Genomic DNA, 21,888 nt, shown 5'->3' on the forward strand with positions numbered 1-21,888 from the left:
GTGGCTTTTTATGGCATTGTGTCGAGACCTTAGTGTCGACACTTTTGGCGGTCTAGTCAAATATTACGCTGGATTTTGGCAAAACGTACGCCAACTGTGCTCACTTTGATGGAGATGAGAAAGACCTGCCGTCCTTGAGGCAGGGGGGCGAGTCGGCACCGTTTGGTAGAGTTGGTTTGGTGGCGCGGCAGCCATCCCGATCGAATGAGGAGTTGTGATGAGCCAGAATGTCGACAGAAGCAGGATCGAAGAGGGCACCGAATCGCCGCCGGTCACGGAGATCGTCGACTGGGTGGCGCGCGGAATCATCGAGGGGCGACTGTTGCCCGGCGACGATCTGAACTCTGTCGATCTCGCGAAACGGTTCAACGTCAGTCGCACACCGGTGCGCGAGGCGCTGTTCGTCTTGAGCCGCGAAGGACTGGTCGACTGGTCGCCGCGCCACCGCCCGCGCGTGTCGGCAGTCAAGCTGAAGGACGTGCGCGAGATCTATCAATTGCGTGCGATTCTTTACGCACAGGTGTCGGCCGCGATTGTCGAACACGCGACCGACGCCGACATCCAATCGCTCTGGGACGCTCATCGCCGTCTCGCCGAAGTTGCCACGCGAGGCGATGTAGACGACTATTTCTGGGCGAACGTCGCGTTTCGCGACGAGGAACTCCGGGTGTGCGGTAACGGCATTTTCAAGGAAGTGCTGGACTCGATGCGCATGCGCACCAACCGGTTGCGTCGTTTGAGTACGTCGTTGCCGGGACGTTTGCAGCGCTCATGCGCCGATCATCAGCGACTTTGCGAGGCGTATTCGGAGCGCGATGGGGTGCTTGCAGCAGCGCTGAACCGGTCGATCGTGTTGAGCGCGCTCCAGGCAATCGAGCAGGCATGGGATCACGTGCCTGAAAGCGGCAATATCGCGACTCCGTAGACCGTATTAAAGCTGTCGCCGTTACGTGCGCATCACGACAGCCGCAGCCGCCTCACGTCCTGCTGGGGAGGCGCGCCGAACAGACGGCTGTACTCGCGGCTGAACTGCGAGGCGCTTTCGTAGCCGACCTGGATCGCGGCACTACCCGCGTCGATGCCAAGGTTGAGCATCAACTGCCGCGCCTCTTGCAGGCGCAACTGCTTCTGATATTGCAGAGGACTTGTTCCGGTGATGTTGCGGAAATGCTGACGGAACGTTGAAGGACTCATGTGCGCGTGCGCGGCCAGGTCATCCACCCGGAGTCCCTTCGAGAAATTCTGCTTGAGCCATCTCACGGCCCTGGCGATCTGTTGGCTCGGCGATCCGTTGGCCGCAAGGTGCTGTAACTGCGGACTGTGCGGGCCAGCGAGAAGCCGCACGATGACTTCCTGCTGAAAGAGCGGCGCCAATTGCGGAGCCAATGCCGGTTGGTCCAGCAATTCGATTAGCCGGATCAGGACGCCGATCAGGGCATCGTCAAGGGTTTCGATCGTGATGGGCGTGAAGGCAGGCGTTCGAGGTGGAGCCGGCAACTGCATCTCCGCAGCTGTCTTCACGATGTCACGGCTGTCTAGTGTCAGCATGAGGCCCAGCATCGGTTCCTCAATACTCGCGCGCGTGACGTGCGAGATCACAGGCAGGTCGATGCTTGCCAGCATCGATTGGCCGGGACCGTAGTTCACCACTTCTTTTCCTACCAACGCCTGCTTATGGCCCTGGGCAACGACGCCCAGCCCGAGGCTAAAGATGCAGTGCAACGGCTCGGTTGGCCCCTTCCGGCGATGAAGGGAAAGGGCTGGTATGGCTGTGGTGTAGTCGCCGTCAGACTGGGCAAAGCGGGCGATGGCTCGCGCGAGGCCGTGCGTGCGTGTGGCAGTCGTACTCATTGGCTCGGAAACCCGGTATTTCATGCGTAATCTCTAATGCCAGGACGGCGGAAACACTTTACTCCGGCAGAAGACCATTCGCGTGGTTTTAAGCACGCCTCGTCAGTTTAGGCAAGAAGTTCGGCGCTTTCGGCAACCGCCCCGGTGCCAATCGCGCGACACTGGAGCCAGTTAATTCACATCCGATGCTCGAATTTTGGGGCGTCAAGAACACAGAGGAACCACTGATGAACAGCAAGAAAGTGTGGCTGATTACCGGCGCCGGCCGCGGCATGGGCGTGGATATCGCCAAGGCAGCCTTGGCGGCTGGCCACGATGTTGTGGCGACCGGCCGCGATCCTGAAAAGGTCAGGAACGCCATCGGCGATCACGACAATCTTCTGGTCGTTCAGTTGGACGTGACCAGCCCCACGGATGCCGAGGCCGCCGTCGAAACTACCGTCCAAAGCTTTGGTCGCATTGACGTGCTGGTCAACAACGCGGGCAACTTCTATGGGGGCTTCTTCGAGGAGCTTAGCCCCGCCCAGGTGCGTAGCCAGCTCGAAACGCTTCTGTTCGGCCCGATGAATGTTGCCCGGGCTGTATTGCCGGTAATGCGCAAGCAGCGCTCGGGCCTGTTAGTCACAATCTCATCGACGGCTGGCATTACTGCTGGTGTGTTTTGCAGTGCATATGCCGCTGCAAAGTTTGGCGTCGAAGGATGGATGGAGTCGCTTGCCCAGGAAATTGCTCCCTTTGGCATTCGCACCATGCTGGTAGAACCAGGTTTTTTCCGAACAGATCTTCTCAGCGCAGACTCAACGACCTACGCCGAACTCTCCATTGATGACTATGCGTCCCGCACTCAGGAGACCATGACTGCATGGAAAGGCATGAACGGCAAGCAGGGTGGCGATCCGGCCAAACTTGCCGCCGCGCTAGTGGAGTTGACGGCACAGGAAGAGCCGCCCGCTCGCTTCGCCGCTGGCGCGGATGCAGTTGAGGCTTTTGAATCCAAAGCGAACACCTTGCTCGCTCAGGCGAATGCCCACCGCGAGTTGTCTTCGTCCCTTTCATACGCCGCTGAATAAAGACGGGCGCCGCCGGACAAGTGGCGACGCCCGCAAGTCGATTTAATAGGACACTCCAAGAAGCAACGGCTGGGTTTTCTACGGAACCGCAGTCAGAATTCGCCTCGCTTTTGTCGGATATCTCTCTAGATGCAGCCTATGATCGTTGTCTCGACTGTGTTACCTCGATCGAGTCACCGACGATATTGCCTTTCATTCCCGAATAGACGGCCGTGTTGGTGGCCTTCCGTCTTTTTATCCACCAGAACCGCGAGAGTCCGAACAGCGTGCAGTCATCGCCGCATGCGCGACACTGGCGCGAGCGGCCGTTTGTTAAGCACTGGATTCAGGCGCCTCAGCACCGCGCGGCCCGCCGCCGGTGCGTCTGCCGAAATCGTGCGACGAGTGCAACAGATGGGGACCCGTCGCGACACGCTGAGGGAGCGACCATGCGCGCACTCGACATCATGACGCCGTCCGTCGTCACAGCCACACCGGACATGACAATCCACGACGCGGCACGACTGTTCGTCGATAATCGTATCAGCGGCATGCCGGTCGTCGACGCGAACGGACAGGTCGTCGGCATCGTCAGCCAGGGCGATCTGCTGCATCGCGTGGAGACTGGCACCTGCCACGGAAAGCGCTCGTGGTGGCTTGAACTCCTGTCGTCGTCGCCCCGCGGGGAGGCTGCGAGGTATGTGAAGGAGCACGGACATGTCGTCGGCGACGTGATGTGCGACCGGGTGATTTCGATTCCCGAGGACATGCCGTTCCAGCAGATCGCGGACCTCATGGAGCGCCGGCATCTCAAACGCGTGCCGGTACTGAAGGACGGCAAGCTGGTCGGAATCGTGAGCCGCTCGAACCTGATTCGCGCACTCGCGAGCGTCGCACCGGCCGTGGACTCGGCTTCGCACGACGATGCGAGCCTGCGCGAGGCAATAGTCATGGAAATGCACGGGCAGCGCTGGGGGTTGCCGAAACAAGGCGTGCTCGTCACGGACGGCGTCGCGCATCTGTGGGGCGTGATCGAGTCCGAGGAGGAAAAGCGCGCGATCCGGATCGCGGCCGAGGGCGTGCCCGGCGTCAAGCGCGTAGAGAGTCACCTGGTGTTTCCGAGCGTGATGCCGTCGCTATAGCGCAGCACCGATCAAGAGGCGCTTGGAGCCCGCTTCAAGCGTCCTTCCGCGCCTTCAACCCCGCTTGAACAACTCCCGCGCCAGCGAACAGAGCAACGTGGTTGTCGGCGACTCATCCTGCAATCGTCGGCTCATGATGATCGGCGACGAGATATTGGCCGCCGGAACCGGCCGGTACACCACGCCATGTGCGCGCAAACCTTCGACGCTTTCTGGCACGAGACACACGCCAACCTGCGCCGCAACCAGCCCCAGTGCGGTTTGCAACTCCCTTACTTCATGAACCGCTTTCGGCTCCAACGCATGGTCGTGCATTGCCGATAGCTGCTGGTCCGCATAGCTCGGCCGTGGTGTGCTCGGATAGACGATCAGCGTTTCCTCAGCAAGCGCGGCAAGCGTCAGCGCCTTCTTCTGCCGCGCGAGCGGGTGATTTTGCGGCAATGCGGCAATCATCCGTTCTTCGACGAGCACTTCACGCGCCAGTTGCGCATCGTCGAAGCGCAAGCGGCCGAAACCCACGTCGATACGGCCGCCTTTGAGGGCACCGAGTTGCTCGATCGTGAACATTTCGATCAACGACAACTCGATATGCGGCGCCGCCTCGCGAAATGCGCGGATCACCGCGGGCAGCGCGCCATAGAGCGTGGACGGCACGAAGCCGATCACGATGCGCTCGGCCAGTTGCGCGAGGCGTCGCGTGAGCGGGGCGAGTTCGTCGGCATCGTCGACCAGACGCTTGGCCTGCGCATAGAAAATGCGGCCTGCTTCGGTCAGCCGCAGCGGCCGCGAGCCGCGCTCGAATAGCGCGAGGCCGACGCTTTCCTCGATCTGCTGGATCTGGCGGCTAAGCGGCGGCTGCGTCATATGCAGGCGATTGGCAGCCCGCGTGATGTTCATTTCTTCGGCGACCGCGATGAAATAGCGGAGTTGGCGAAGTTCCATGCATACCCCTAAGGTATGGAAGTAGTCGGAATCGGTGTTGGACTGCTTCGCGGGTTGTTTCTACTATGGGGCTCTCATGAAAGCAGTTCAGGAGAGCACCGAATGATAGCAACACCCGTGAAGATCGAGAGCGTGGAGACGATTCTCGTCGACGTACCGACGATTCGTCCGCACCGGCTTTCGGTTGCAACGATGAATTGCCAGACGCTCGTGCTGGTGCGCATCCGCTGCGCCGACGGCGTGGTCGGCGTGGGCGAGGGCACGACCATTGGCGGTCTCGCATACGGCGAGGAAAGCCCGGAAAGCATCAAGGTCAACATCGATACGTACTTCGCGCCGCTGCTCAAAGGCATGGACGCAACCCGTCCGGGCGCAGCGATGGCGAAGCTGCGCACGCTGTTTCAGGGCAACCGCTTTGCGAAATCCGCGGTTGAAACCGCTTTGTTCGATGCCCAGGCGCAGCGTCTCGGCGTGCCGCTGTCGGAGCTGTTCGGCGGCCGTGTATGCGATGCGGTGGATGTGGCGTGGACCCTCGCAAGCGGCGATACCACCCGCGATATCGACGAAGCCGAGCGCGTTTTCGAAACGAAGCGGCATCGCGTGTTCAAGCTGAAGATCGGCGCGCGTGCGTTGGCCGATGACGTCGCGCACGTCGTGGCAATTCAGAAAGCACTGGAAGGCCGCGGTGAAGTGCGTGTCGATGTGAACCAGGCATGGACCGAATCCGAGGCGATCTGGGCCGGCAAGCGCTTCGCCGATGCAGGCGTTGCGCTGATCGAGCAACCGATTGCCGCGGAGAACCGTGCGGGCCTCAAACGCCTGACGGATCTCGCTCAGGTGCCGATCATGGCGGACGAGGCATTGCACGGCCCGGCGGACGCATTCGCCATCGCCAGTGTGCGTGCGGCCGACGTATTCGCTATCAAGATCGCGCAATCGGGCGGCCTGACTGGCGCCGCGCAGGTGGCGGCGATTGCGCTCGCCGCGAACATCGACCTGTACGGCGGCACGATGCTCGAAGGCGCGGTGGGCACGATCGCCTCGGCGCAACTCTTCAGCACCTTCGCCGAGCTGAAGTGGGGCACTGAACTCTTCGGGCCGCTGCTGCTGACCGAAGAGATTCTCACCGAGCCGCTGCGCTACGAAAACTTTGCGTTGCATCTTCCACAAGGACCCGGTCTCGGCATCACGCTCGACTGGGACAAGATCGACCGCCTCCGGCGCGATACGCGCAAAGGCGCAAGCGTTACCACGAACTGACGGTTCATCCGCTAACCGCCGAGAACATTAAACGAAGGAGATACCCCATGAACAAGCAAGCTATCGACGCACTGCTGCAGAAATTCAACGACAGCGCCACCAGCGAAGGCAATCCGCGCACAAAGCAGATCGTCCAACGCATCATTCAGGATCTGTTCTATACGATCGAAGATCTCGACGTGCAGCCGGCCGAGTTCTGGACCGCGCTGAATTATCTCGGCGACGCAGGCAAGAGCGGCGAGCTCGGTCTGCTGGCCGCGGGCCTCGGCTTCGAGCATTTTCTAGATCTGCGTATGGACGAAGCGGAAGCCAAGGCCGGTATTGAAGGCGGCACGCCGCGCACTATCGAAGGACCGCTGTATGTGGCGGGCGCACCGGTGTCCGACGGCCATGCACGGCTCGATGACGGCACCGATCCAGGTCAGACGCTGGTGATGCGTGGCCGCGTGTTTGCCGAAGACGGCAAGCCGCTCGCCAACGCGCTGGTTGAAGTGTGGCACGCGAATCATCTCGGCAACTACTCGTACTTCGACAAGTCGCAGCCGGCGTTCAATCTGCGCCGCTCGATTCGTACGGATGCCGAAGGCAAATATAGCTTCCGCAGTGTGGTGCCGGTCGGTTACTCGGTGCCGCCGCAAGGGCAGACGCAGTTGTTGCTCGATCAGCTGGGCCGTCATGGGCATCGTCCGGCGCATATCCACTTCTTCGTGTCGGCGCCGGGCTGCCGCAAGCTGACCACGCAGATCAACATCGACGGCGATCCGTATCTGTGGGACGACTTTGCGTTCGCCACGCGCGACGGCCTCGTGCCGGCGGTCAAGCAGGCTGAGGGCGCGGAAGGCAAGCCTTATGGCGTGGAAGGCCAGTTTGCGCTGATCGACTTCGACTTCACGCTGTTCAAGGAGCGCGACAACCTGCCAGGCGCTGAAATTGACCGGCTGCGCGCCGAAGCCTGAGGCTGCAACTGCGGCTGTGGCGCTCTAACGCGCCGATGACTGAAAACGCATACACGTACCGCATGAATCAATCGACCCTGGCTGCGCGGCCGAGTATTCCGTGTAGTCGGGGTTTTTCATTACCGATCAGAGAAGGAGAGCCAGCATGCTGTTTCACGTTGAAATGACCGTCAACCTGCCGCTCGATATGGACGCCGAGCGCGCCGCGCGCTTGAAAGCCGATGAGAAAGCCATGTCGCAGAAGCTGCAGGAAGAAGGCGTATGGCGGCACTTGTGGCGCATCGCCGGGCGCTACGCCAACATCAGCGTGTTCGATGTGGAAAGCCCCGCGCAACTGCATGACGTGCTGAGCCAGTTACCGTTGTTCCCGTATATGAATATCGAAGTGCGCGCACTGTGCCGGCATGCATCGTCGATTCGCGACGACGACCGGTAAGGGCAGAAGGAAGAAGGTGCTGCGAATGCAGCACCTGGTTTGCATCAAAGAGTCTTAAAGATCGAGCACCAGCAGCGGTGACGTGGCGCGCGAGACGCAGCAGCAGATCACTTTGCCGCTAGCCCTTTCAGCTTTGCTCAGGCAATGGTCGCGATGCTCGGGCGTGCCGCTCACCACATCGACCATGCAGGTCCCGCATACGCCTTCGCCGCATGAGGTATCGACTTCGATACCGATCGACGCCAGCGCCGCGACGATGGTCGTATTTTTATCGACATGAATCGTAGCCCCGCTGCTGGCGATCTGCACATCGAATGCATCGAGCGCGTTCGCTTCGCTGCTAGCCGCAGAAGCGGGCTCGGCGGCGAAGCGTTCAAGGTGAATCGCCTCCGAAGCCACGCGCGTTTCACCGATCGCCACCACGCGCTCCATGAAGGGGCCCGGGCCGCAGGTATAAATGTGCGAACCTTCGCCCGCGCTTGCCACGCAGTCGGCCAGCACCGCATCGAGCTGTTCTGGTTCGACGCCGAAGTGAGGCCGTACGAAATCACTGAACGGTGCGCGTGAGAGTAATGGCAAGAACGCCGCATGCTCCGCGCTGCGCGCGAAATAATGCAACACGAAGCGCTCGTTCTGCTTGAGCAGGCGATAGGCCATGCTCAGTAGCGGCGTGACGCCAATGCCTGCAGCTATCAGAATGTGCTCGCTCGCACCGGACGCAAGCTGGAACAGATTGCGTGGCGCACCGATCGTCAATTCGCAACCGACCGTCACGTCGTCATGCAGCGAGCGCGAACCGCCGCGCGACGCGTCTTCACGTTTGACGGCAAACAGGTGCGCTTCACGATGATCCGGGTCGCCGCACAGGGAATATTGCCGCGTGATGCCTGAGGGCACGGTGACGTCGATATGGGCGCCGGGTTCGTAGCGGTCGAACGGTTGTCCGTCCAGACGCGAGACACTGAACGAGCGCACGCCGTGCGCTTCGTCACGCACGCTGTCGACGCGTACGCTGAAGGTGGTTCTTTCCATGATCTTGCTGGCCAAAGGACAGAGAGGGGCAGAGCGGACGCCGCATGCAATGCGCAGCGGCCGGTTGTGCGTCAAGGATAAGAAGCCAACGACAATCAGGCAAATCGATTAAAAATCGGTTATGAAATAAGCTGTGTTGATAATATCGTGTCGGCCATGCATCCTCGTCATGCTTCGACACCCGCCAGATGCCGGACCAGCGCCTTTTCCGGCCGTTTCAGCGCATTCAGGTCGCGCATGCAGATCAGCAACTGACGGGTGGCCCAACTGTCCGTCAGTTCGATCGTGCGAATGCCCGGCGTGCCGCGATAGCGTTTCGCGGCGGTGGCCGGCACGATGGCGATGCCCGCGCCCTGTTCGACCATGCAGCAGATGCTATCGAAGGTTCGCATATGCGCGCGGACGCTGAGAGGCTGTCCGGATAGCAGGGCGCGTTCGCCGAGATAGGCGTGCAACGCGCTGCCCGTACTCAAGCCGATGAATTCACGGTCGGCCACTTCCGCAAGCATCACGCGGCGACGCGCGCCCAGCGGGTCGTCGCGGCTGGTAACCAGCACGAGTTTGTCGACGGCGAAGGGCACCGTTTGCAACGCGCCGTGTTCGACGGCATCCGAGATGATGCCGATCTCCGCCGCGCCGGTCAGCACCGCTTTCACGGTTTCGCTGCTTTGCCGTTCCTTCAGATCGATCTGCACGTTGGGGTGATCGCGCAAAAAGAGCCCAACCGGGGCAGGCAAAAACTCGGTGATCGCGGCGGTATTGGTCCACAAGCGGATGAGGGCTTTGCTGCCGGCCTGAAGTTCGCCGAGCTCGCCTTGCATCAGGTCGATCTGGCTGAGCACGAGTCGCGCATGATGCGCTAGCGTATCGCCCGTTGCGGTGGACTCCACGCCGCGTCGGCCCCGCTCCAGCAAGGGCACGCCCAACGCGTCTTCCATGCCGCGCAAACGCGCGCTGGCCGACGGCAGCGACATGTTCGCGCGCGCCGCGCCGTGCGTGATGCTGCCGGTGTCGAGAATGTTCAGGAAAAGGCGGAGATCGATCAGGTCGAAGCGCATGGGGTCGGATTTGAGTTGGTGTCTTAACCGCGGCTGCAGTTGCGGGTGCGATTTCAGCCTTAGCCCTAGCCTAAGTCACAGTACGTATCTTACGCATTGTGGAGCGCGCTGCGGCAATCGAAAATCGCGGACATGACATCCAGAACCTCATCCCCATGACCTCTTCTTTTGCGCTGCATGCAAGCGTGATTGCCGCGACCTTCGTGCTCGCCGGCTTCGTCAAGGGCGTGACCGGCATGGGTCTGCCGACCGTCGCGATGGGCGTGCTCGGCACGCTGATGCTGCCGGCGCAGGCGGCCGCGATGCTGTTGCTGCCGTCGTTCGTCACGAACGTCTGGCAGTTGTTCGCGGGGCCCAGCGTGCGGGAATTGCTCAGACGTTTGTGGCCGATGATGGTGGGCATCGTCGCGGGCACGCTCGCGGCTGCATCGTTCATTGCCGGCGGCGGTGGCGAATGGGCCGTGGCCGGCTTGGGCGCCGCGTTGACGCTCTATGCCGCGGCCGGGCTGATGGCGTGGCGCTTCTCGGTGCCGGCACGCCACGAGCGCTGGCTGTCGCCGGCGGTCGGCGTGGTCACCGGCGCGATCACCGGAGGGACCGGCGTGTTCGTCGTGCCGGCGGTGCCTTATCTTCAGGGCTTAACGTTAAAAAAAGAGGATCTGGTCCAGGCGCTCGGCCTGTCGTTCACCGTTTCCACCATCGCGCTCGCGATCGGACTGACAAGGGAGCATGCATTTGCGGTCGACGACCTCGGCACGTCGCTTTGCGCCGTAGCACCTGCCTTGCTCGGCATGTGGATCGGCCAGCGGGTGCGCGGCCACATTAGTCCGGCGACCTTCCGCCGCTGGTTTTTCATTTGTCTGCTCGGCTTGGGTATTCAGTTACTGGCGCGCGTATTCGTTTGATCAGGAAGTGGGAAGCGTGAAGCAGGAGGGCTGGATTGTGTGGTCGACTATTCTGGATACGTTAGGCGCGTTGGCTGTACTGGCAAGTGTGGCAGTGCAGATCGCGTTCATCCGCAAATGCGGAAATCGGTGAGCCGTCAGGTTCATCTTCGGTTAGCGCGGCGCAAGCCGTTCAGGTAGCGCGTAGCGTTGCATCGTGCGTTCCATGCCATCGAGAAACGCCTGCTCCGCGGCGTTCATCTTGCGTGCGCGCAGCCACAGCAGATCGATATCGACGTCGACCAGACCCTCTTCGGGTGGCAGACGCCACAAGCGTTGCTGTGCGAGATCGTCGCGCACGATGTGCTCGGGCAGACAGCCGATGCCATAGCCCGCGAAGATCAGCCGCCGCACTTCATCAAGGCTCGGCGAGGCCGCCACGATGCGCCCGGTAAAGCCGCGCTGATCGCGAAACACGGTGAGCGGCGACAAGCTGTCGCCAATCTGGTCGCTGGTGAACGATACGAAGTTTTCCGCCAGCAATTGATCGATCGACAATGCATGCCGCCCGAACAGCCGATGATGCCGTCCGCAGAAAAGCGCATACCGTTGCCGCAGAAAGCAGCGCTGTTCGAGTTTATCGACGGGCGTGCGGCACAAGCCGAGCCCGGCCGTGGCCGTTTTTTGCAGCAACGACGAGATGATGTCCGACGAGCGCATCACTTCGATCTGCAAATCCACGCGCGGATAGCTCTTGTGGAATTCCGCGAGGAATTCGTCATAGACGCCGGAGTCGATCCGGCTCACCGATAGAAGCCGGATCGACCCGGTGATGTCGTCGCTGCGGTCGTCGAGTTCGGTTTCCAGCCGCGACATATGGCCGTAAATATCGCTGGCGATGCGATACACCTCCTCGCCGGCGCGAGTCGGTTCGAAGTGCGGGCCGCGACGCTGGATCAGATTGCGCCCCAGCGTGTCTTCGAGCCGTTTAAGCGCCTGGCTAACTGCAGGTTGCGTCAGATGCAAACGGGCCGCGGCACGGCTGACGCTGCGCTCCTGCATGATCACGAGGAAGGTGCGCAACAGGTTCCAGTCGAGCCGGTCATTCAAAAAACGCGTGACGTCCGCGCGCAACTGAGTCATGGAATCACCTTCGACATTAGCCAGATTTATAGCCGGGATAATAAACCGAAATTTGACTAATATTTTATGGCTGGCGATAAAACACCTCACAAGATGGCCTGATATCAGGCATCGCGACAGAGGAGCCGCCATGAACGCTTCACCCCAAGCCACCCGTCAGCCCGTGCGAGCGGCCAGCGCCGCTTTCATCGGCACGATGATCGAGTGGTATGACTTCTACATCTACGCCACGGCCGCCGCGCTGGTGTTCGGCGAGTTGTACTTCCCCTCGCATGATCCGTTTGTCAGCACGATGGCGTCGTTCGCGACCTTCGCGGTCGGCTTCTTCGCGCGGCCGTTGGGCGGCGTGATCTTCGGTCATCTGGGCGATCGTATCGGCCGAAAAAAGGCGCTGATGACCACGCTGATGATGATGGGTGTCGCCACCGTGTGCGTCGGCTTGCTGCCGGCTTATACGAAGGTCGGCGTGCTCGCGCCTGTGCTGCTGGTGTTGCTGCGCGTGGTGCAAGGCGTGGCGGTGGGTGGCGAGTGGGGCGGCGCCGTGCTGATGGCCGGCGAACATGCGCCGAAAGGGCGGCGCACGTTCTTTGCTTCGTTCGCGCAACTGGGCAGCCCCGCCGGGCTGATTCTTTCGCTGATCGCATTTCGCGCGGTCACGTCGATGTCGCACGACGATTTCATCGCGTATGGCTGGCGTCTGCCGTTTCTGGCGAGCGCGGTGTTGCTCGTGGTCGGCATTTTCATTCGCCTCGGTGTGAACGAGTCGCCGGAATTCCAGCGCGAGAAAGAAGCGAAGCGTACGGTCGAGTTGCCGATTGCCGAAGTGTTCCGTTCTTCCGGCGCGCTGGTTGCACTGTGCATCGGCGCGAACACGATCGGCATTGCGGGCGTGTACTTCACCAACACTTTCATGATTTCGTACACCACGCAAAACATCGGCGTGTCGAAATCGTTGATTCTCGATTGCCTGTTCGCGGTCGCAATCATCCAGTTTCTGTCGCAACCGCTCGCCGCATGGCTCGCTGAAAAGATCGGTGGTGCGCGCTTCCTCAAGCTGGCCGCGTTCGCCGCGATGCTCTCGCCGTATCCGATGTTCACGCTCGTGCAGAGCGGCAGCCGGCTGTCGATGATTGTCGGCATCGCGCTTGCCGTGGTGTGCATGGCGAGTTTCTATTCGGTGATCGCGGGCTTTGTCAGCGGTGTATTCCCGGTGCGGGTGCGTTATTCGGCGATCTCGCTGTCGTACCAGGTGTGCGGTGCGATTGCAGGTGGTTTGACGCCGCTGGCGGGGACATGGCTCGCGCACAAATTCACCGGGCAATGGTGGCCGCTTGCCGTGTTTTACACGTGCCTCGCAGGCATCTCGTTGTCGTGCATCGTCGCACTGGATGCGCTGAAACACCGTCGTGCCGACGCACCCGAAGCACTGCCGGCACGCTGAATCAAATGAAATCAAAGACGTTGCCGGCGCGTGCGATGATGGCCGCACCGGCCTACGCCTGAAGCAAAGGAACTGGACTATGCAGACGTTTTTTCATCCGGCGCAGTTGAAGCATCATCCGCGCAGCTATCTGTCGCGTGGCCAGATGCGCACGCCGCAGGAAGTGCCCGAACGTGCGTTGCGACTCGTCGAGGCCGTGAAGAAGCTCGGTTTCGACGTGCAGGAACCGGCGGATTTCGGCGCCGCGCCGCTCGCCGCGGTGCATGGCATGAACTATCTGCGCTTCCTGGAAGAAGCGCACCGCGAATGGAAAAAGATTCCCGCGGAGTGGGGCGACGAAGTGATGTCGAACGTGTATATCCGCGAGAACAATCCGCTGCGCGGCGTGCTGGCGCAAGCGGCACGCTATCTCGCCGACGGCAGTTGTCCGGTTGGCGCGGATACCTACGAATCCGCTTACTGGTCGGCGCAGAGCGCGCTGGCCGGCGCGCAGGCGCTTCTCGACGGTGCGGGTGAAGCGTACGCGTTATGCCGCCCGCCGGGTCATCACGCGCGGGCCGAAGCGGCGGGCGGTTTCTGCTATCTGAACAATGCAGCGGTTGCAGCGCAGGCGCTGCGGCAAAAGTACGGGCGCGTCGCGATTCTCGATACTGACATGCACCATGGCCAGGGCATTCAGGAGATTTTCTACGGCCGTGACGACGTGTTGTACGTGTCGATCCATGGCGATCCGACGAATTTCTATCCCGTGGTAGCCGGTTTCGAAGACGAACGCGGCGCGGAGAAAGGTGAGGGCTATAACGTCAATCTGCCGATGCCACATGGTTCGTCGGAAGCTGTGTTCTTCGAGCAACTCGACGCGGCACTCCGTGTTCTCGCGCGCTTTCAACCGGATGTGCTGGTCGTTGCACTGGGCTTCGACATCTACAAGGAAGACCCGCAATCGATGGTGGCGGTGACGACCGAAGGCTTCGGCCAACTCGGTGGCCAAATCGGTGCGCTGAAACTGCCCACGTTGATCGTGCAGGAAGGCGGGTATCACATCGAAACGCTCGATGTGAACGCGCAGTCGTTCTTCGGCGGGTTTGCGTCGAAGCGATGAAGTCAGGCGGGGGGGCGCGCCGGCGCTCGCCGCGCCTTTGTTTGACCTTCCCCCACGCGTTCCGCCCCCAACGTCTTTCCGATTGTTCGGCTCATCCGACGTATCTATTCGTTTCCAGCCGCTTTATCCATGCGGCCAGTGTGCCTACATTGTGTCCAGTGACAGCGCCACTGCATGTCTCGCTTCATCGGCGTCAGCCCGCGAATCTTCGCGACAGCGACGCCGGCGCGAACTCCATCCAAAGGAAACGATCATGAGCAAACTCACAGGTAAGGTTGCGGTTGTAACGGGCGCATCGAAAGGCATCGGCGCCGGGATTGCCAAGGCACTCGCTGCGCAAGGCGCGTCGGTGGTGGTGAACTATGCGTCCAGTAAGGCCGGCGCGGACGATGTGGTTGCCGCAATCACCGCGGCGGGCGGCAAGGCAGTGGCCGTTGGCGGCGATGTGTCCAAGGCCGCGGACGCGAAAGGCATCATCGATTCGGCAGTCGAAACGTATGGCCGCCTCGACATTCTCGTCAATAATTCCGGCGTGTATGAGATGGCGCCGATCGAAGACATCACCGAAGCGCACTTCCATAGGCACTTCGACGTGAACGTGCTGGGTCTGCTCCTGGTCACGCAAGCGGCGGTGAAGCATCTGGGCGAAGGCGGCAGCATTGTGAACGTCAGCTCGGTTGTCAGCCGCATCACGCCGCCGGGCAGCTCGGTCTATACCGCCACCAAGGGCGCGGTGGACGCCATCACCGGCGTGCTCGCACGTGAACTCGGCCCGCGCAAGATTCGCGTCAACTCCGTGAATCCCGGCATGGTGGAAACGGAAGGCACGCATACCGCCGGCTTCATCGGCTCGGACTTCGAGACCTGGGCGCTCAGCACAACACCGCTTGGCCGTATTGGTCAGCCTGACGATATCGCCGACGTCACCGTGTTCCTTGCGTCCGATGACTCGCGCTGGATGACCGGCGAAAGCCTGATTGCTAGCGGCGGTATGCGGTAACAGGTTTGGCTGGCAGCGCGTTGTGATGGGTTCGTGTGGCAATGCCATGCATTGCCACGATACGCGCCCGCTGCGCCAGGACTGGATGAAAACGCCACCGGGCAATCGTTGCCCGGCGGCTTATTGTTTTATTGAGCCGTCACAGTAGCGGCGCTTGTCAGCTCCACCGCAAACAACGCGTCCAGCAGATTCGACCCCGGCCGTTCAGCCAACCGCGTGAGCGATTCGATCATCTGCACCTGGCAATCCTGAAGCGGAATCATCCTGATCCGCCGCGACTCCTTGAATTCGGCGCGCGCGATCACGCCCACCCCCATGCCTTGCGCGACCGCTTCCTCCAGCGCTTCGCGCCCATCCACGTACATCACCGGTTCAACCTGCAACGACTCGCGCACCAACTCGATTTCCAGCAACTGCTGCGTGACTGATTGCCGCTCGCGAAAAATCATCGGCTGTTGCACCAGTTCCGCGTAACTCAGCTTGCGTTTCTTCGCGACCGGATAGCTCGCCGGCACCATGGCCACCAGCGGATCGCGTCGCAGCACGCGTGACTCGAGCCGGCTATGCACTTGTGGAGCGGCGGTAATGGCGGCGTCGACCGCGCTCGACAACACGCGCTGCATGCAATCCGCGGCATTGGCGATCGAGAGCGTTACGACGATCCCCGGATGAAGCTTGCGAAACGCGCCGATCAGCGCGACGGCCAGATCGGGCGCGTCCGCCGCCAGCGAGAGCGAGCCGGACTCGAGCCCACCCGCGGATTCGAGCAGTTGCCGCGCGTCGCGCTCGCAACTGAGCATCTGCCGCGTCACGGTGAAAAGACGCAGACCGAGCTCGGTGGTTTCGACCCCGCGCGGGCCGCGCTCGAACAATTTGACACCGTAATCCTGCTCGAGCCGCTTCACGTGATCCGACACCGCCGGCTGCGTGAGCGACAGCGCCTGCGCCGCTTTGGAAAACCCGCCGTATTCCGCGACCGCATGAAAGGCCCGCAATTGCGCGTATTGCACGTCTGCCTCGCCGAGAGATAAGTTTTTGCGATACCTGCATCGATTATATCGATTTTACCGATGGACAGCCTTTCTGTACCGTGTCATGACCGCAACAGCGATATCGGAGATTCCGACCATGGAAAGCGTCATCGACAGCGCCCCGACAGTGTCCGCACTGCCTTCAACCGTGATGTGCGCCGCGCCGGCCCAGGGCGAGCCGTATCTGTTGACGCCGGGACCGCTGACCACGGCGTTCTCGACCAAGGAAGCGATGCTGCGCGACTGGGGTTCGTGGGACGGCGACTTCCGCGCAATGACCGCCCAACTGCGTCGCAGCCTGCTGGAGATTGCCGGCGACACTGCCGGCGAGTACGACTGCGTGCCGCTTCAGGGCAGCGGCAGCTATTGCGTCGAAGCCATGCTCGGCAGCCTGATTCCACGCGACGGCCATGCATTGGTGCTGGCCAACGGCGCCTACGGCAAGCGCATCGCAACCACCCTCGGTTATCTCGGGCGTGCCTGCACGATGCTCGACAAGGGCGACTACCTGCCGCCGCGCGGCGCCGAAGTCGAAAGCATGCTGGACGCCGATCCGCGCATCACGCACGTGGTCGCGGTGCATTGTGAAACGAGCTCCGGGATTCTCAACCCGATCGAAGAAATCGCCGCTGCCACCGCCAAGAAGGGCCGCAAGCTGCTGATCGATTCGATGAGTGCATTCGGCGCGGTGCCGCTCGATGTGCGTCAGATTCCGTGCGAGGCCTTTGTCTCGTCGGCGAATAAATGCATCGAGGGCGTGCCCGGCTTCGGGTTTGTGATCGCTCGCAAGAGTGCGTTGCAGGAGGCCAAGGGCCGCAGCCATTCGCTCTCGCTCGACGTGTACGACCAGTGGGATGTGATGAACCGCACGGGCCAATGGCGCTTCACGCCGCCGACGCACACCGTGGCAGCGTTTATCGAAGCCCTGCGTCTGCACAAGCTCGAGGGCGGCCAGGCCGGACGCCTCGCGCGCTACTCGAACAATCGCGACGTGCTGGTCGCGGGCATGCAGGAACTCGGCTTCGAGCCGCTGCTGAACGCGCGTTGGCGCTCGCCGATCATCGTGACGTTTTTTGCGCCGGCGCATCCGTCGTTCAAGTTCGAACACTTCTATGAATTGATGAAGAAGCAAGGTTTCATCATCTATCCGGGCAAGCTGACAGTGGTGGACAGCTTCCGCATCGGCTGCATCGGCCAGGTGGATGAGCGCGTGATGCACCGCGTGGTGCGAGCCTGCGAGCAGTCGCTGCAAGCGATGGGTGTCGCGCATGCCGCGCCGCCGCCGGCCGCGCTCGAAGAGCGCAAGACCCTGGCCGAAGCGGCTTGAGTACGGAATACAAATGCGCGGCACGTCGCGCGAGCCTTACAACCTCCAGAGAACCGAAGTAAATGAAACACGTAAAAGCAGTGATTTTCGACTGGGCCGGCACGGTGGTCGATTATGGTTCGTTGGCCCCGATGGGCGCTTTTGTCGAGACGTTCGAGCAGTTCGGCGTATCGATCACGATCGACGAAGCACGCGGCCCGATGGGCATGGCCAAGCGCCCGCATATCGCGGCGCTGATGGCGTTGCCGCGTGTGTCGCAAGCATGGGCCGACAAGTATGGGCACAAGCCGGGCGAAGCGGACATCGACGCCGTGTACGACGTCTTCGTGCCGAAGAACATCGCGGTGGCCGCGAGCTACAGTTCGGTGATTCCGGGCGTGGCGGAAGTGGCGAGCGCGCTGCGCAGCGACGACATCAGGATCGGTACGACCACCGGCTATACGCGCGAAATCATGGCCGAGATCGTGCCGGGCGCGGCGGCTCAGGGTTTTTCGCCGGACAGTATCGTGTGTACGGGTGACACGCCGGAAGGGCGTCCGTCGCCGTACATGATCTACAAGACGTTGCCGGAACTCGGCGTGTGGCGCGCGAAGGATGCGATCAAGGTCGACGACACTGAAGTTGGCATCGAGGAAGGGATCAACGGCGGCACGTGGGCGGTGGGTGTTGCCGTGAGCGGCAATGCTTTCGGCATGGCCGAGGATGATGTCAAGGCGCTGGCGCCGGATGAATTTGCATGGCGGCGCAAGGTGGCGATTCAGAAGTTGCAGGCCGCTGGTGCGCATTATGTGATCGATAGCGTGGCGGATCTGATGCCGGTGGTGCGTGACATCGATGCGCGGTTGGCGCGAGGTGAGCGGCCTTAAAAAGCGACAAACCCGGCAAGAGCCGGGTTTGTTGTATCTGGAGCAGGTATTAGTCGGTACGAAGGCCGCCGCGCTGTCTGATCTGCTTCTGCGTCATGGGCCTCCCTGCGATCGTATAGTCGTGATCGAGAGAAATGGTGATCTTGCCGTACCTGTGGTCGACGCTGAGCATGACCTGCTGCCCGGGGCGGAAGCCGATGCGTTCGAGCAACGCGTCAGTGACGAGCATCCACGGAAAGGCGACGCGCCTCGCCTGTTGCTGAGGGCTGTCTGTGGCAGGTGCCCGTTCAAGTGTTGCAGAAATGTTCGTTGGTGGTTCGGCGCGGGTGCGGCGTGGTTTAAGATTGATGTTAGCCATGGTCAACTCCCTTTTTGAGTTGGTTGTGGTCAGCGGGCCGTGAGTGTTGGTAGCACTCATGGCCCGCGCTTCGTTTACCTTCTGCGTTTGCCTCTCGGTTCGGTACATGCACCTTGTTGCTTCACGTCAGGCACGGTCGCGGCGCGGACGTTATGTCATGACTTCGTGTTCGATAGCCCGCTCGATGAGCTGGTTGAGACTGATCCCTTCGGCCGCAGCAGTTTCGACCGCGCGCGCATGAAGCTCGGGGTTGATGCGTGCATTGAAGCGGCCGGAGAAGTGGCGAAACGGATCGATGCCGTTCTCCTTGCAAACCTCAAGGAAAGCCGCCAGGGACCTGGAGCCCTCGGCCTTGAGAGTGGGGATATCGCTGGCGTAGAAGTCAGCACCGCCGTTCAGGCCGAGGAATTCGCCGCGCAGCATATCAGTGTCGGGGTCATACGTGACGACTGCGCGATGGTTGTCGATGGTAAGGATGTTCATGGTTTGACTCCGTTCGATTCGAGCCATTTGCGGATGCTGGCGACCGCGCCCTTGTCGGTGGTGGGGCGCGGGTGCGGGCGGTGATAGACCTGCACTTGGCCGAACAGCACAACAGCGATTCTGGAGCCCTCGCGCTCGGGGATCTTTGCGCCGAGCTCGAGGAAGAGCGCTTCGATGTCGGACCATCGCACATTGGCCGAAACGGGGCGTGCGAAGATCAGTTCAAGGGTTCGGGAATGGGCTCGCTTCATGAGGGAAAATGGTACCACAAATTGGTACTGTGGTGTGGCTATCTGAACCAGTTGGCCTCAGCGTTTGTGAACAGAGCATACAGATCAAACGCCTCGAAGGATTTACGACGATGGCCGGGGTCTACGCTGCTGTGTGAGAGCAGGGCAGGTGGTTAGCACGCACAGAAGATTTATTTTGTCTGCGTCCCTGCCGAAGATATGCTCGATTCGTTCTAATAGAACAATCCCCCATTCACACCGTTCGTGGAGCGCCATCCGATGACCTGCATCGCGCAGATTTCCGACATCCACGTCCGGCCGAAGGGTTCGTTGTATCAGGACCTGGTTGACTCGAACGCCATGCTCGCGCAGGCGATTACCGCGCTGAACGAGGTGAGACCGGCGCCTGATCTAGTCATCATTACGGGCGATCTTGTCGACGAAGGCAGGCCCGCTGAATACGCGATGGTGCGCGAACTGCTCGGCGCGCTGACGCTTCCTTACATCGTAATGCCCGGTAATCACGACAACCGTGATCATCTGCGCGAAGCGTTCGCGGATCATCCATGGCTGCCTCGCAGCGGTCCGCTGCATTTCACACGCGACGTCGGCACGGTGCGCTTGATCGCGCTGGATACCTCTGTGCCTGACAAGCATCACGGCGAACTGAACCGCGACGATCTGGCGTGGCTCGATGCGCAACTGGACGCTTGCCAGGACCGCACGGCCGTGATCGCCATGCATCATCCACCATTCATTACCGGCATACCGTATCTCGATCTTTATGGACTGCGCGATGCGGAACCGTTCGCCGCCATGATCGCTTCGCACCCGCACGTCGATCGTGTGATCGCGGGACATGTGCATCGGTCGATGCAGACGAGGCTCGGCCCTGTGCCGGTGCTGACCTGTCCGAGCACGACGACGCAGATTGCTTTGCGTGTGGAGGCCGATGCGCAACCGGCGTCGTATCTCGAGCCGCCTGCTTTCATGCTGCATCGCTGGGTGCAGGGCAAGCCGGCCGTTTCGCATCTGAGCTATATCGGCCGGTTCGAGGGGCCGTTGCCGTTTGCGTGAAAGCGTAGCGCGGACCGTCTGTTGGTCGTGGTCGTCAAGGAGGGTCGCTTCGGCCGCGGCGCAGAGGATCGGGATTAAGCGAGGACGGGTTGCAATCGTCTGTGGAATGAACCCGTTGCCCGCCGCTCAAGTTTCGAATTCAGATGCCGTTGACACGAGCTAGTCACTTCCGGGAACCAGCCGTGCAACTCGCTTACAGTAACGACCGTCTGTCCAGCAGGATGTTGGTTGATCCGTCCGCCGCTGGCGAACCCGAGGTGGAATCGTCAGTCATCGAGTGGCTGTTGCACGACGATCAGGTGATGCGCGAGTGCTTCACGCACGCGGCGGAAATTCTGAAGAGCGTGACCGGCGCGGCGATCACCGCGATCACGCTGCTCGACGAGGAGCATCAGCACTACCGGGCCGAAATCGGCATGGCGATGCCGCTCGTGACCCGCGCGCGCTCGCTGGCCGACTATGCAGTGCGCGACGCGGACCTGTTCGTCATCGAGGATGCCCACGACGACACCCGTTTCGGCGAATGCATGCTGGTGCAACGCCATCCCTTCGTGCGCTTTTACGCGGCGATTGCACTGCGCGCGCCGAACGGCGAGATCGTCGGCGCGCTCTGCGCGATGGACCCGGCGCCCGGCCGCCTCGATGCGTCGCAACGTGGCGTGTTTTACCACCTGCGCGCGATGATCGAAAACGATCTGAAAATGCGCACGGCCACCGCAATCGATCCGCTCACCCAGTTGTACAACCGCCGCTTCCTGCTGGAAAGCATCGCGCGCAAATGGAAAGACGCACGCGAGGGCGACGTAATGGGCTCGGTGGTGGTCGACGTCGACTGGTTCAAGCAGTACAACGACACCTACGGCCACCAGGCGGGCGACCATTGTTTGCGCAAGGTAGCTTCGGTGATGCAGGCGGCGGCCGACGGCGATCGCATCATTGCCGGCCGCATGGGTGGCGAAGAGTTCGGACTGCTGGTGCTGCGAGCGGAGCCAGTGGCGCTCGAAGACACGCTCGAAGCGCTGCGGCAGGGCGTCGAGGATCTGGCGATCGAGCATCGCGCCTCGCCGTTCGGCATGGTGACGGTAAGCGTCGGCGCCTCGCTGACGCGTATGACCGAGGGCTCGCGGCTGGCGCATCGCGAAGGCTTCGCGAGCGCGGACCGGGCGCTGTATCGCTCGAAACACGAAGGCAGGAATCTGGTGACGATGGCCTAGGACAGG

At 61.5% G+C, this 21,888-nt stretch carries 23 protein-coding genes; 14 read left to right on the forward strand and 9 right to left on the reverse strand.

Annotation, left to right across the window (positions count from 1 at the left end; all coding sequences use genetic code 11):
• Positions 1 to 217: 217 nt before the first annotated feature.
• Positions 218 to 925 carry a GntR family transcriptional regulator gene (locus KHO30_RS14670; protein WP_211701378.1) on the forward strand — a complete coding sequence of 236 codons (708 nt, stop codon included), beginning with the start codon at positions 218 to 220 and terminating at the stop codon, positions 923 to 925.
• Positions 926 to 957: 32 nt separating this feature from the next.
• Here the strand turns inward: KHO30_RS14670 and KHO30_RS14675 are convergent, their stop codons facing one another.
• Positions 958 to 1,875, reverse strand: coding sequence for an AraC family transcriptional regulator (locus KHO30_RS14675; protein ID WP_211701379.1), 918 nt, complete (start codon positions 1,873 to 1,875; stop codon positions 958 to 960).
• A gap of 203 nt (positions 1,876 to 2,078) precedes the next feature.
• Here KHO30_RS14675 and KHO30_RS14680 point away from each other — a divergent pair, with 203 nt between their 5' ends.
• Both KHO30_RS14680 and KHO30_RS14685 read left to right on the forward strand, forming a co-directional pair.
• Positions 2,079 to 2,921, forward strand: a complete 843-nt coding sequence (locus tag KHO30_RS14680) for an SDR family oxidoreductase (protein WP_211701380.1) — start codon at positions 2,079 to 2,081, stop codon at positions 2,919 to 2,921.
• Positions 2,922 to 3,349: 428 nt separating this feature from the next.
• A complete protein-coding gene (locus tag KHO30_RS14685) occupies positions 3,350 to 4,042 on the forward strand; it encodes a CBS domain-containing protein (protein ID WP_211701381.1) in 693 nt (230 codons plus the stop codon).
• Positions 4,043 to 4,096: 54 nt separating this feature from the next.
• Here KHO30_RS14685 and KHO30_RS14690 read toward each other — a convergent pair whose 3' ends face one another.
• A complete protein-coding gene (locus tag KHO30_RS14690) occupies positions 4,097 to 4,984 on the reverse strand; it encodes a LysR family transcriptional regulator (protein ID WP_093642783.1) in 888 nt (295 codons plus the stop codon).
• A gap of 102 nt (positions 4,985 to 5,086) precedes the next feature.
• Between KHO30_RS14690 and catB2 the strand changes: the two genes are divergently transcribed.
• The 3 genes from catB2 (at position 5,087) to catC (ending at position 7,636) form a co-directional block, all read left to right on the forward strand.
• The gene (gene catB2 / locus KHO30_RS14695) at positions 5,087 to 6,244 is read left to right on the forward strand and encodes a muconate cycloisomerase CatB2 (RefSeq protein ID WP_211701382.1); all 1,158 of its coding nucleotides are present in this window, start codon (positions 5,087 to 5,089) and stop codon (positions 6,242 to 6,244) included.
• Positions 6,245 to 6,291: 47 nt separating this feature from the next.
• Positions 6,292 to 7,200, forward strand: coding sequence for a catechol 1,2-dioxygenase (catA, locus tag KHO30_RS14700; protein ID WP_175052487.1), 909 nt, complete (start codon positions 6,292 to 6,294; stop codon positions 7,198 to 7,200).
• A 145-nt stretch (positions 7,201 to 7,345) separates the two neighbouring features.
• Positions 7,346 to 7,636: a muconolactone Delta-isomerase gene (catC, locus tag KHO30_RS14705; protein ID WP_211701383.1), complete on the forward strand. Its 291-nt coding sequence runs from the start codon at positions 7,346 to 7,348 to the stop codon at positions 7,634 to 7,636.
• A gap of 54 nt (positions 7,637 to 7,690) precedes the next feature.
• On the opposite strand, the gene KHO30_RS14710 is transcribed toward catC, so the two are convergent.
• Both KHO30_RS14710 and KHO30_RS14715 read right to left on the reverse strand, forming a co-directional pair.
• Positions 7,691 to 8,668 (reverse strand): PDR/VanB family oxidoreductase, encoded by a 978-nt coding sequence (locus KHO30_RS14710; RefSeq protein ID WP_211701384.1) that lies wholly within the window; start codon positions 8,666 to 8,668, stop codon positions 7,691 to 7,693.
• A 167-nt stretch (positions 8,669 to 8,835) separates the two neighbouring features.
• The gene (locus KHO30_RS14715; RefSeq protein WP_211701385.1) at positions 8,836 to 9,726 is read right to left on the reverse strand and encodes a LysR family transcriptional regulator; all 891 of its coding nucleotides are present in this window, start codon (positions 9,724 to 9,726) and stop codon (positions 8,836 to 8,838) included.
• A gap of 155 nt (positions 9,727 to 9,881) precedes the next feature.
• On the opposite strand from KHO30_RS14715, the gene KHO30_RS14720 reads away from it, so the two are divergent.
• Complete coding sequence (locus KHO30_RS14720; RefSeq protein ID WP_211701386.1) at positions 9,882 to 10,631, forward strand: sulfite exporter TauE/SafE family protein; 750 nt, start codon at positions 9,882 to 9,884, stop codon at positions 10,629 to 10,631.
• Between the two features lie 153 nt (positions 10,632 to 10,784).
• Here the strand turns inward: KHO30_RS14720 and KHO30_RS14725 are convergent, their stop codons facing one another.
• Positions 10,785 to 11,744, reverse strand: coding sequence for a LysR family transcriptional regulator (locus tag KHO30_RS14725; RefSeq protein ID WP_200651728.1), 960 nt, complete (start codon positions 11,742 to 11,744; stop codon positions 10,785 to 10,787).
• A gap of 139 nt (positions 11,745 to 11,883) precedes the next feature.
• On the opposite strand from KHO30_RS14725, the gene KHO30_RS14730 reads away from it, so the two are divergent.
• The 3 genes from KHO30_RS14730 (at position 11,884) to KHO30_RS14740 (ending at position 15,296) form a co-directional block, all read left to right on the forward strand.
• The gene (locus KHO30_RS14730; RefSeq protein WP_211701387.1) at positions 11,884 to 13,194 is read left to right on the forward strand and encodes an MFS transporter; all 1,311 of its coding nucleotides are present in this window, start codon (positions 11,884 to 11,886) and stop codon (positions 13,192 to 13,194) included.
• 79 nt (positions 13,195 to 13,273) lie between these two features.
• Positions 13,274 to 14,296 carry a histone deacetylase family protein gene (locus KHO30_RS14735; protein WP_211701388.1) on the forward strand — a complete coding sequence of 341 codons (1,023 nt, stop codon included), beginning with the start codon at positions 13,274 to 13,276 and terminating at the stop codon, positions 14,294 to 14,296.
• 253 nt (positions 14,297 to 14,549) lie between these two features.
• Complete coding sequence (locus KHO30_RS14740; protein WP_211701389.1) at positions 14,550 to 15,296, forward strand: glucose 1-dehydrogenase; 747 nt, start codon at positions 14,550 to 14,552, stop codon at positions 15,294 to 15,296.
• A gap of 128 nt (positions 15,297 to 15,424) precedes the next feature.
• On the opposite strand, the gene KHO30_RS14745 is transcribed toward KHO30_RS14740, so the two are convergent.
• Positions 15,425 to 16,306 carry a LysR substrate-binding domain-containing protein gene (locus KHO30_RS14745; protein WP_211701390.1) on the reverse strand — a complete coding sequence of 294 codons (882 nt, stop codon included), beginning with the start codon at positions 16,304 to 16,306 and terminating at the stop codon, positions 15,425 to 15,427.
• Between the two features lie 172 nt (positions 16,307 to 16,478).
• Here KHO30_RS14745 and KHO30_RS14750 point away from each other — a divergent pair, with 172 nt between their 5' ends.
• Together KHO30_RS14750 and phnX are read left to right on the forward strand one after the other, a co-directional pair.
• A complete protein-coding gene (locus KHO30_RS14750) occupies positions 16,479 to 17,654 on the forward strand; it encodes a 2-aminoethylphosphonate--pyruvate transaminase (RefSeq protein ID WP_425312908.1) in 1,176 nt (391 codons plus the stop codon).
• Positions 17,655 to 17,716: 62 nt separating this feature from the next.
• On the forward strand, positions 17,717 to 18,520 hold the full coding sequence (gene phnX, locus KHO30_RS14755) for a phosphonoacetaldehyde hydrolase (RefSeq protein WP_054041481.1): 804 nt from the start codon (positions 17,717 to 17,719) through the stop codon (positions 18,518 to 18,520).
• Between the two features lie 49 nt (positions 18,521 to 18,569).
• On the opposite strand, the gene KHO30_RS14760 is transcribed toward phnX, so the two are convergent.
• The 3 genes from KHO30_RS14760 to KHO30_RS14770 all read right to left on the reverse strand — a co-directional run bounded on the left by KHO30_RS14760 (position 18,570) and on the right by KHO30_RS14770 (position 19,612).
• Positions 18,570 to 18,878 carry a hypothetical protein gene (locus KHO30_RS14760; protein WP_211701392.1) on the reverse strand — a complete coding sequence of 103 codons (309 nt, stop codon included), beginning with the start codon at positions 18,876 to 18,878 and terminating at the stop codon, positions 18,570 to 18,572.
• 150 nt (positions 18,879 to 19,028) lie between these two features.
• A complete protein-coding gene (locus KHO30_RS14765) occupies positions 19,029 to 19,361 on the reverse strand; it encodes a type II toxin-antitoxin system HicB family antitoxin (protein ID WP_200622173.1) in 333 nt (110 codons plus the stop codon).
• Positions 19,358 to 19,612, reverse strand: a complete 255-nt coding sequence (locus KHO30_RS14770; protein WP_200651665.1) for a type II toxin-antitoxin system HicA family toxin — start codon at positions 19,610 to 19,612, stop codon at positions 19,358 to 19,360. Before KHO30_RS14770 ends, KHO30_RS14765 begins: the two co-directional genes overlap by 4 nt.
• A gap of 258 nt (positions 19,613 to 19,870) precedes the next feature.
• Here KHO30_RS14770 and KHO30_RS14775 point away from each other — a divergent pair, with 258 nt between their 5' ends.
• Together KHO30_RS14775 and KHO30_RS14780 are read left to right on the forward strand one after the other, a co-directional pair.
• Positions 19,871 to 20,668 carry a phosphodiesterase gene (locus KHO30_RS14775; protein ID WP_211701393.1) on the forward strand — a complete coding sequence of 266 codons (798 nt, stop codon included), beginning with the start codon at positions 19,871 to 19,873 and terminating at the stop codon, positions 20,666 to 20,668.
• Between the two features lie 182 nt (positions 20,669 to 20,850).
• On the forward strand, positions 20,851 to 21,882 hold the full coding sequence (locus tag KHO30_RS14780; RefSeq protein WP_244864033.1) for a sensor domain-containing diguanylate cyclase: 1,032 nt from the start codon (positions 20,851 to 20,853) through the stop codon (positions 21,880 to 21,882).
• The last annotated feature ends 6 nt before the right edge of the window (positions 21,883 to 21,888 follow it).

This window comes from Paraburkholderia aspalathi, from assembly GCF_905220735.1.
GTDB classification, from domain to species: domain Bacteria; phylum Pseudomonadota; class Gammaproteobacteria; order Burkholderiales; family Burkholderiaceae; genus Paraburkholderia; species Paraburkholderia aspalathi.

What these genes read in the sequence shown, in the direction of transcription:
- KHO30_RS14670 (WP_211701378.1), top strand. Translation starts at nt 218, where the DNA reads ATGAGCCAGAATGTCGACAGAAGCAGGATCGAAGAGGGCACCGAATCG.
- KHO30_RS14675 (WP_211701379.1), bottom strand. Translation starts at nt 1,875, where the DNA reads ATGAAATACCGGGTTTCCGAGCCAATGAGTACGACTGCCACACGCACG.
- KHO30_RS14680 (WP_211701380.1), top strand. Translation starts at nt 2,079, where the DNA reads ATGAACAGCAAGAAAGTGTGGCTGATTACCGGCGCCGGCCGCGGCATG.
- KHO30_RS14685 (WP_211701381.1), top strand. Translation starts at nt 3,350, where the DNA reads ATGCGCGCACTCGACATCATGACGCCGTCCGTCGTCACAGCCACACCG.
- KHO30_RS14690 (WP_093642783.1), bottom strand. Translation starts at nt 4,984, where the DNA reads ATGGAACTTCGCCAACTCCGCTATTTCATCGCGGTCGCCGAAGAAATG.
- catB2 (WP_211701382.1), top strand. Translation starts at nt 5,087, where the DNA reads ATGATAGCAACACCCGTGAAGATCGAGAGCGTGGAGACGATTCTCGTC.
- catA (WP_175052487.1), top strand. Translation starts at nt 6,292, where the DNA reads ATGAACAAGCAAGCTATCGACGCACTGCTGCAGAAATTCAACGACAGC.
- catC (WP_211701383.1), top strand. Translation starts at nt 7,346, where the DNA reads ATGCTGTTTCACGTTGAAATGACCGTCAACCTGCCGCTCGATATGGAC.
- KHO30_RS14710 (WP_211701384.1), bottom strand. Translation starts at nt 8,668, where the DNA reads ATGGAAAGAACCACCTTCAGCGTACGCGTCGACAGCGTGCGTGACGAA.
- KHO30_RS14715 (WP_211701385.1), bottom strand. Translation starts at nt 9,726, where the DNA reads ATGCGCTTCGACCTGATCGATCTCCGCCTTTTCCTGAACATTCTCGAC.
- KHO30_RS14720 (WP_211701386.1), top strand. Translation starts at nt 9,882, where the DNA reads ATGACCTCTTCTTTTGCGCTGCATGCAAGCGTGATTGCCGCGACCTTC.
- KHO30_RS14730 (WP_211701387.1), top strand. Translation starts at nt 11,884, where the DNA reads ATGAACGCTTCACCCCAAGCCACCCGTCAGCCCGTGCGAGCGGCCAGC.
- KHO30_RS14735 (WP_211701388.1), top strand. Translation starts at nt 13,274, where the DNA reads ATGCAGACGTTTTTTCATCCGGCGCAGTTGAAGCATCATCCGCGCAGC.
- KHO30_RS14740 (WP_211701389.1), top strand. Translation starts at nt 14,550, where the DNA reads ATGAGCAAACTCACAGGTAAGGTTGCGGTTGTAACGGGCGCATCGAAA.
- KHO30_RS14750 (WP_425312908.1), top strand. Translation starts at nt 16,479, where the DNA reads ATGTGCGCCGCGCCGGCCCAGGGCGAGCCGTATCTGTTGACGCCGGGA.
- phnX (WP_054041481.1), top strand. Translation starts at nt 17,717, where the DNA reads ATGAAACACGTAAAAGCAGTGATTTTCGACTGGGCCGGCACGGTGGTC.
- KHO30_RS14760 (WP_211701392.1), bottom strand. Translation starts at nt 18,878, where the DNA reads ATGGCTAACATCAATCTTAAACCACGCCGCACCCGCGCCGAACCACCA.
- KHO30_RS14765 (WP_200622173.1), bottom strand. Translation starts at nt 19,361, where the DNA reads ATGAACATCCTTACCATCGACAACCATCGCGCAGTCGTCACGTATGAC.
- KHO30_RS14770 (WP_200651665.1), bottom strand. Translation starts at nt 19,612, where the DNA reads ATGAAGCGAGCCCATTCCCGAACCCTTGAACTGATCTTCGCACGCCCC.
- KHO30_RS14775 (WP_211701393.1), top strand. Translation starts at nt 19,871, where the DNA reads ATGACCTGCATCGCGCAGATTTCCGACATCCACGTCCGGCCGAAGGGT.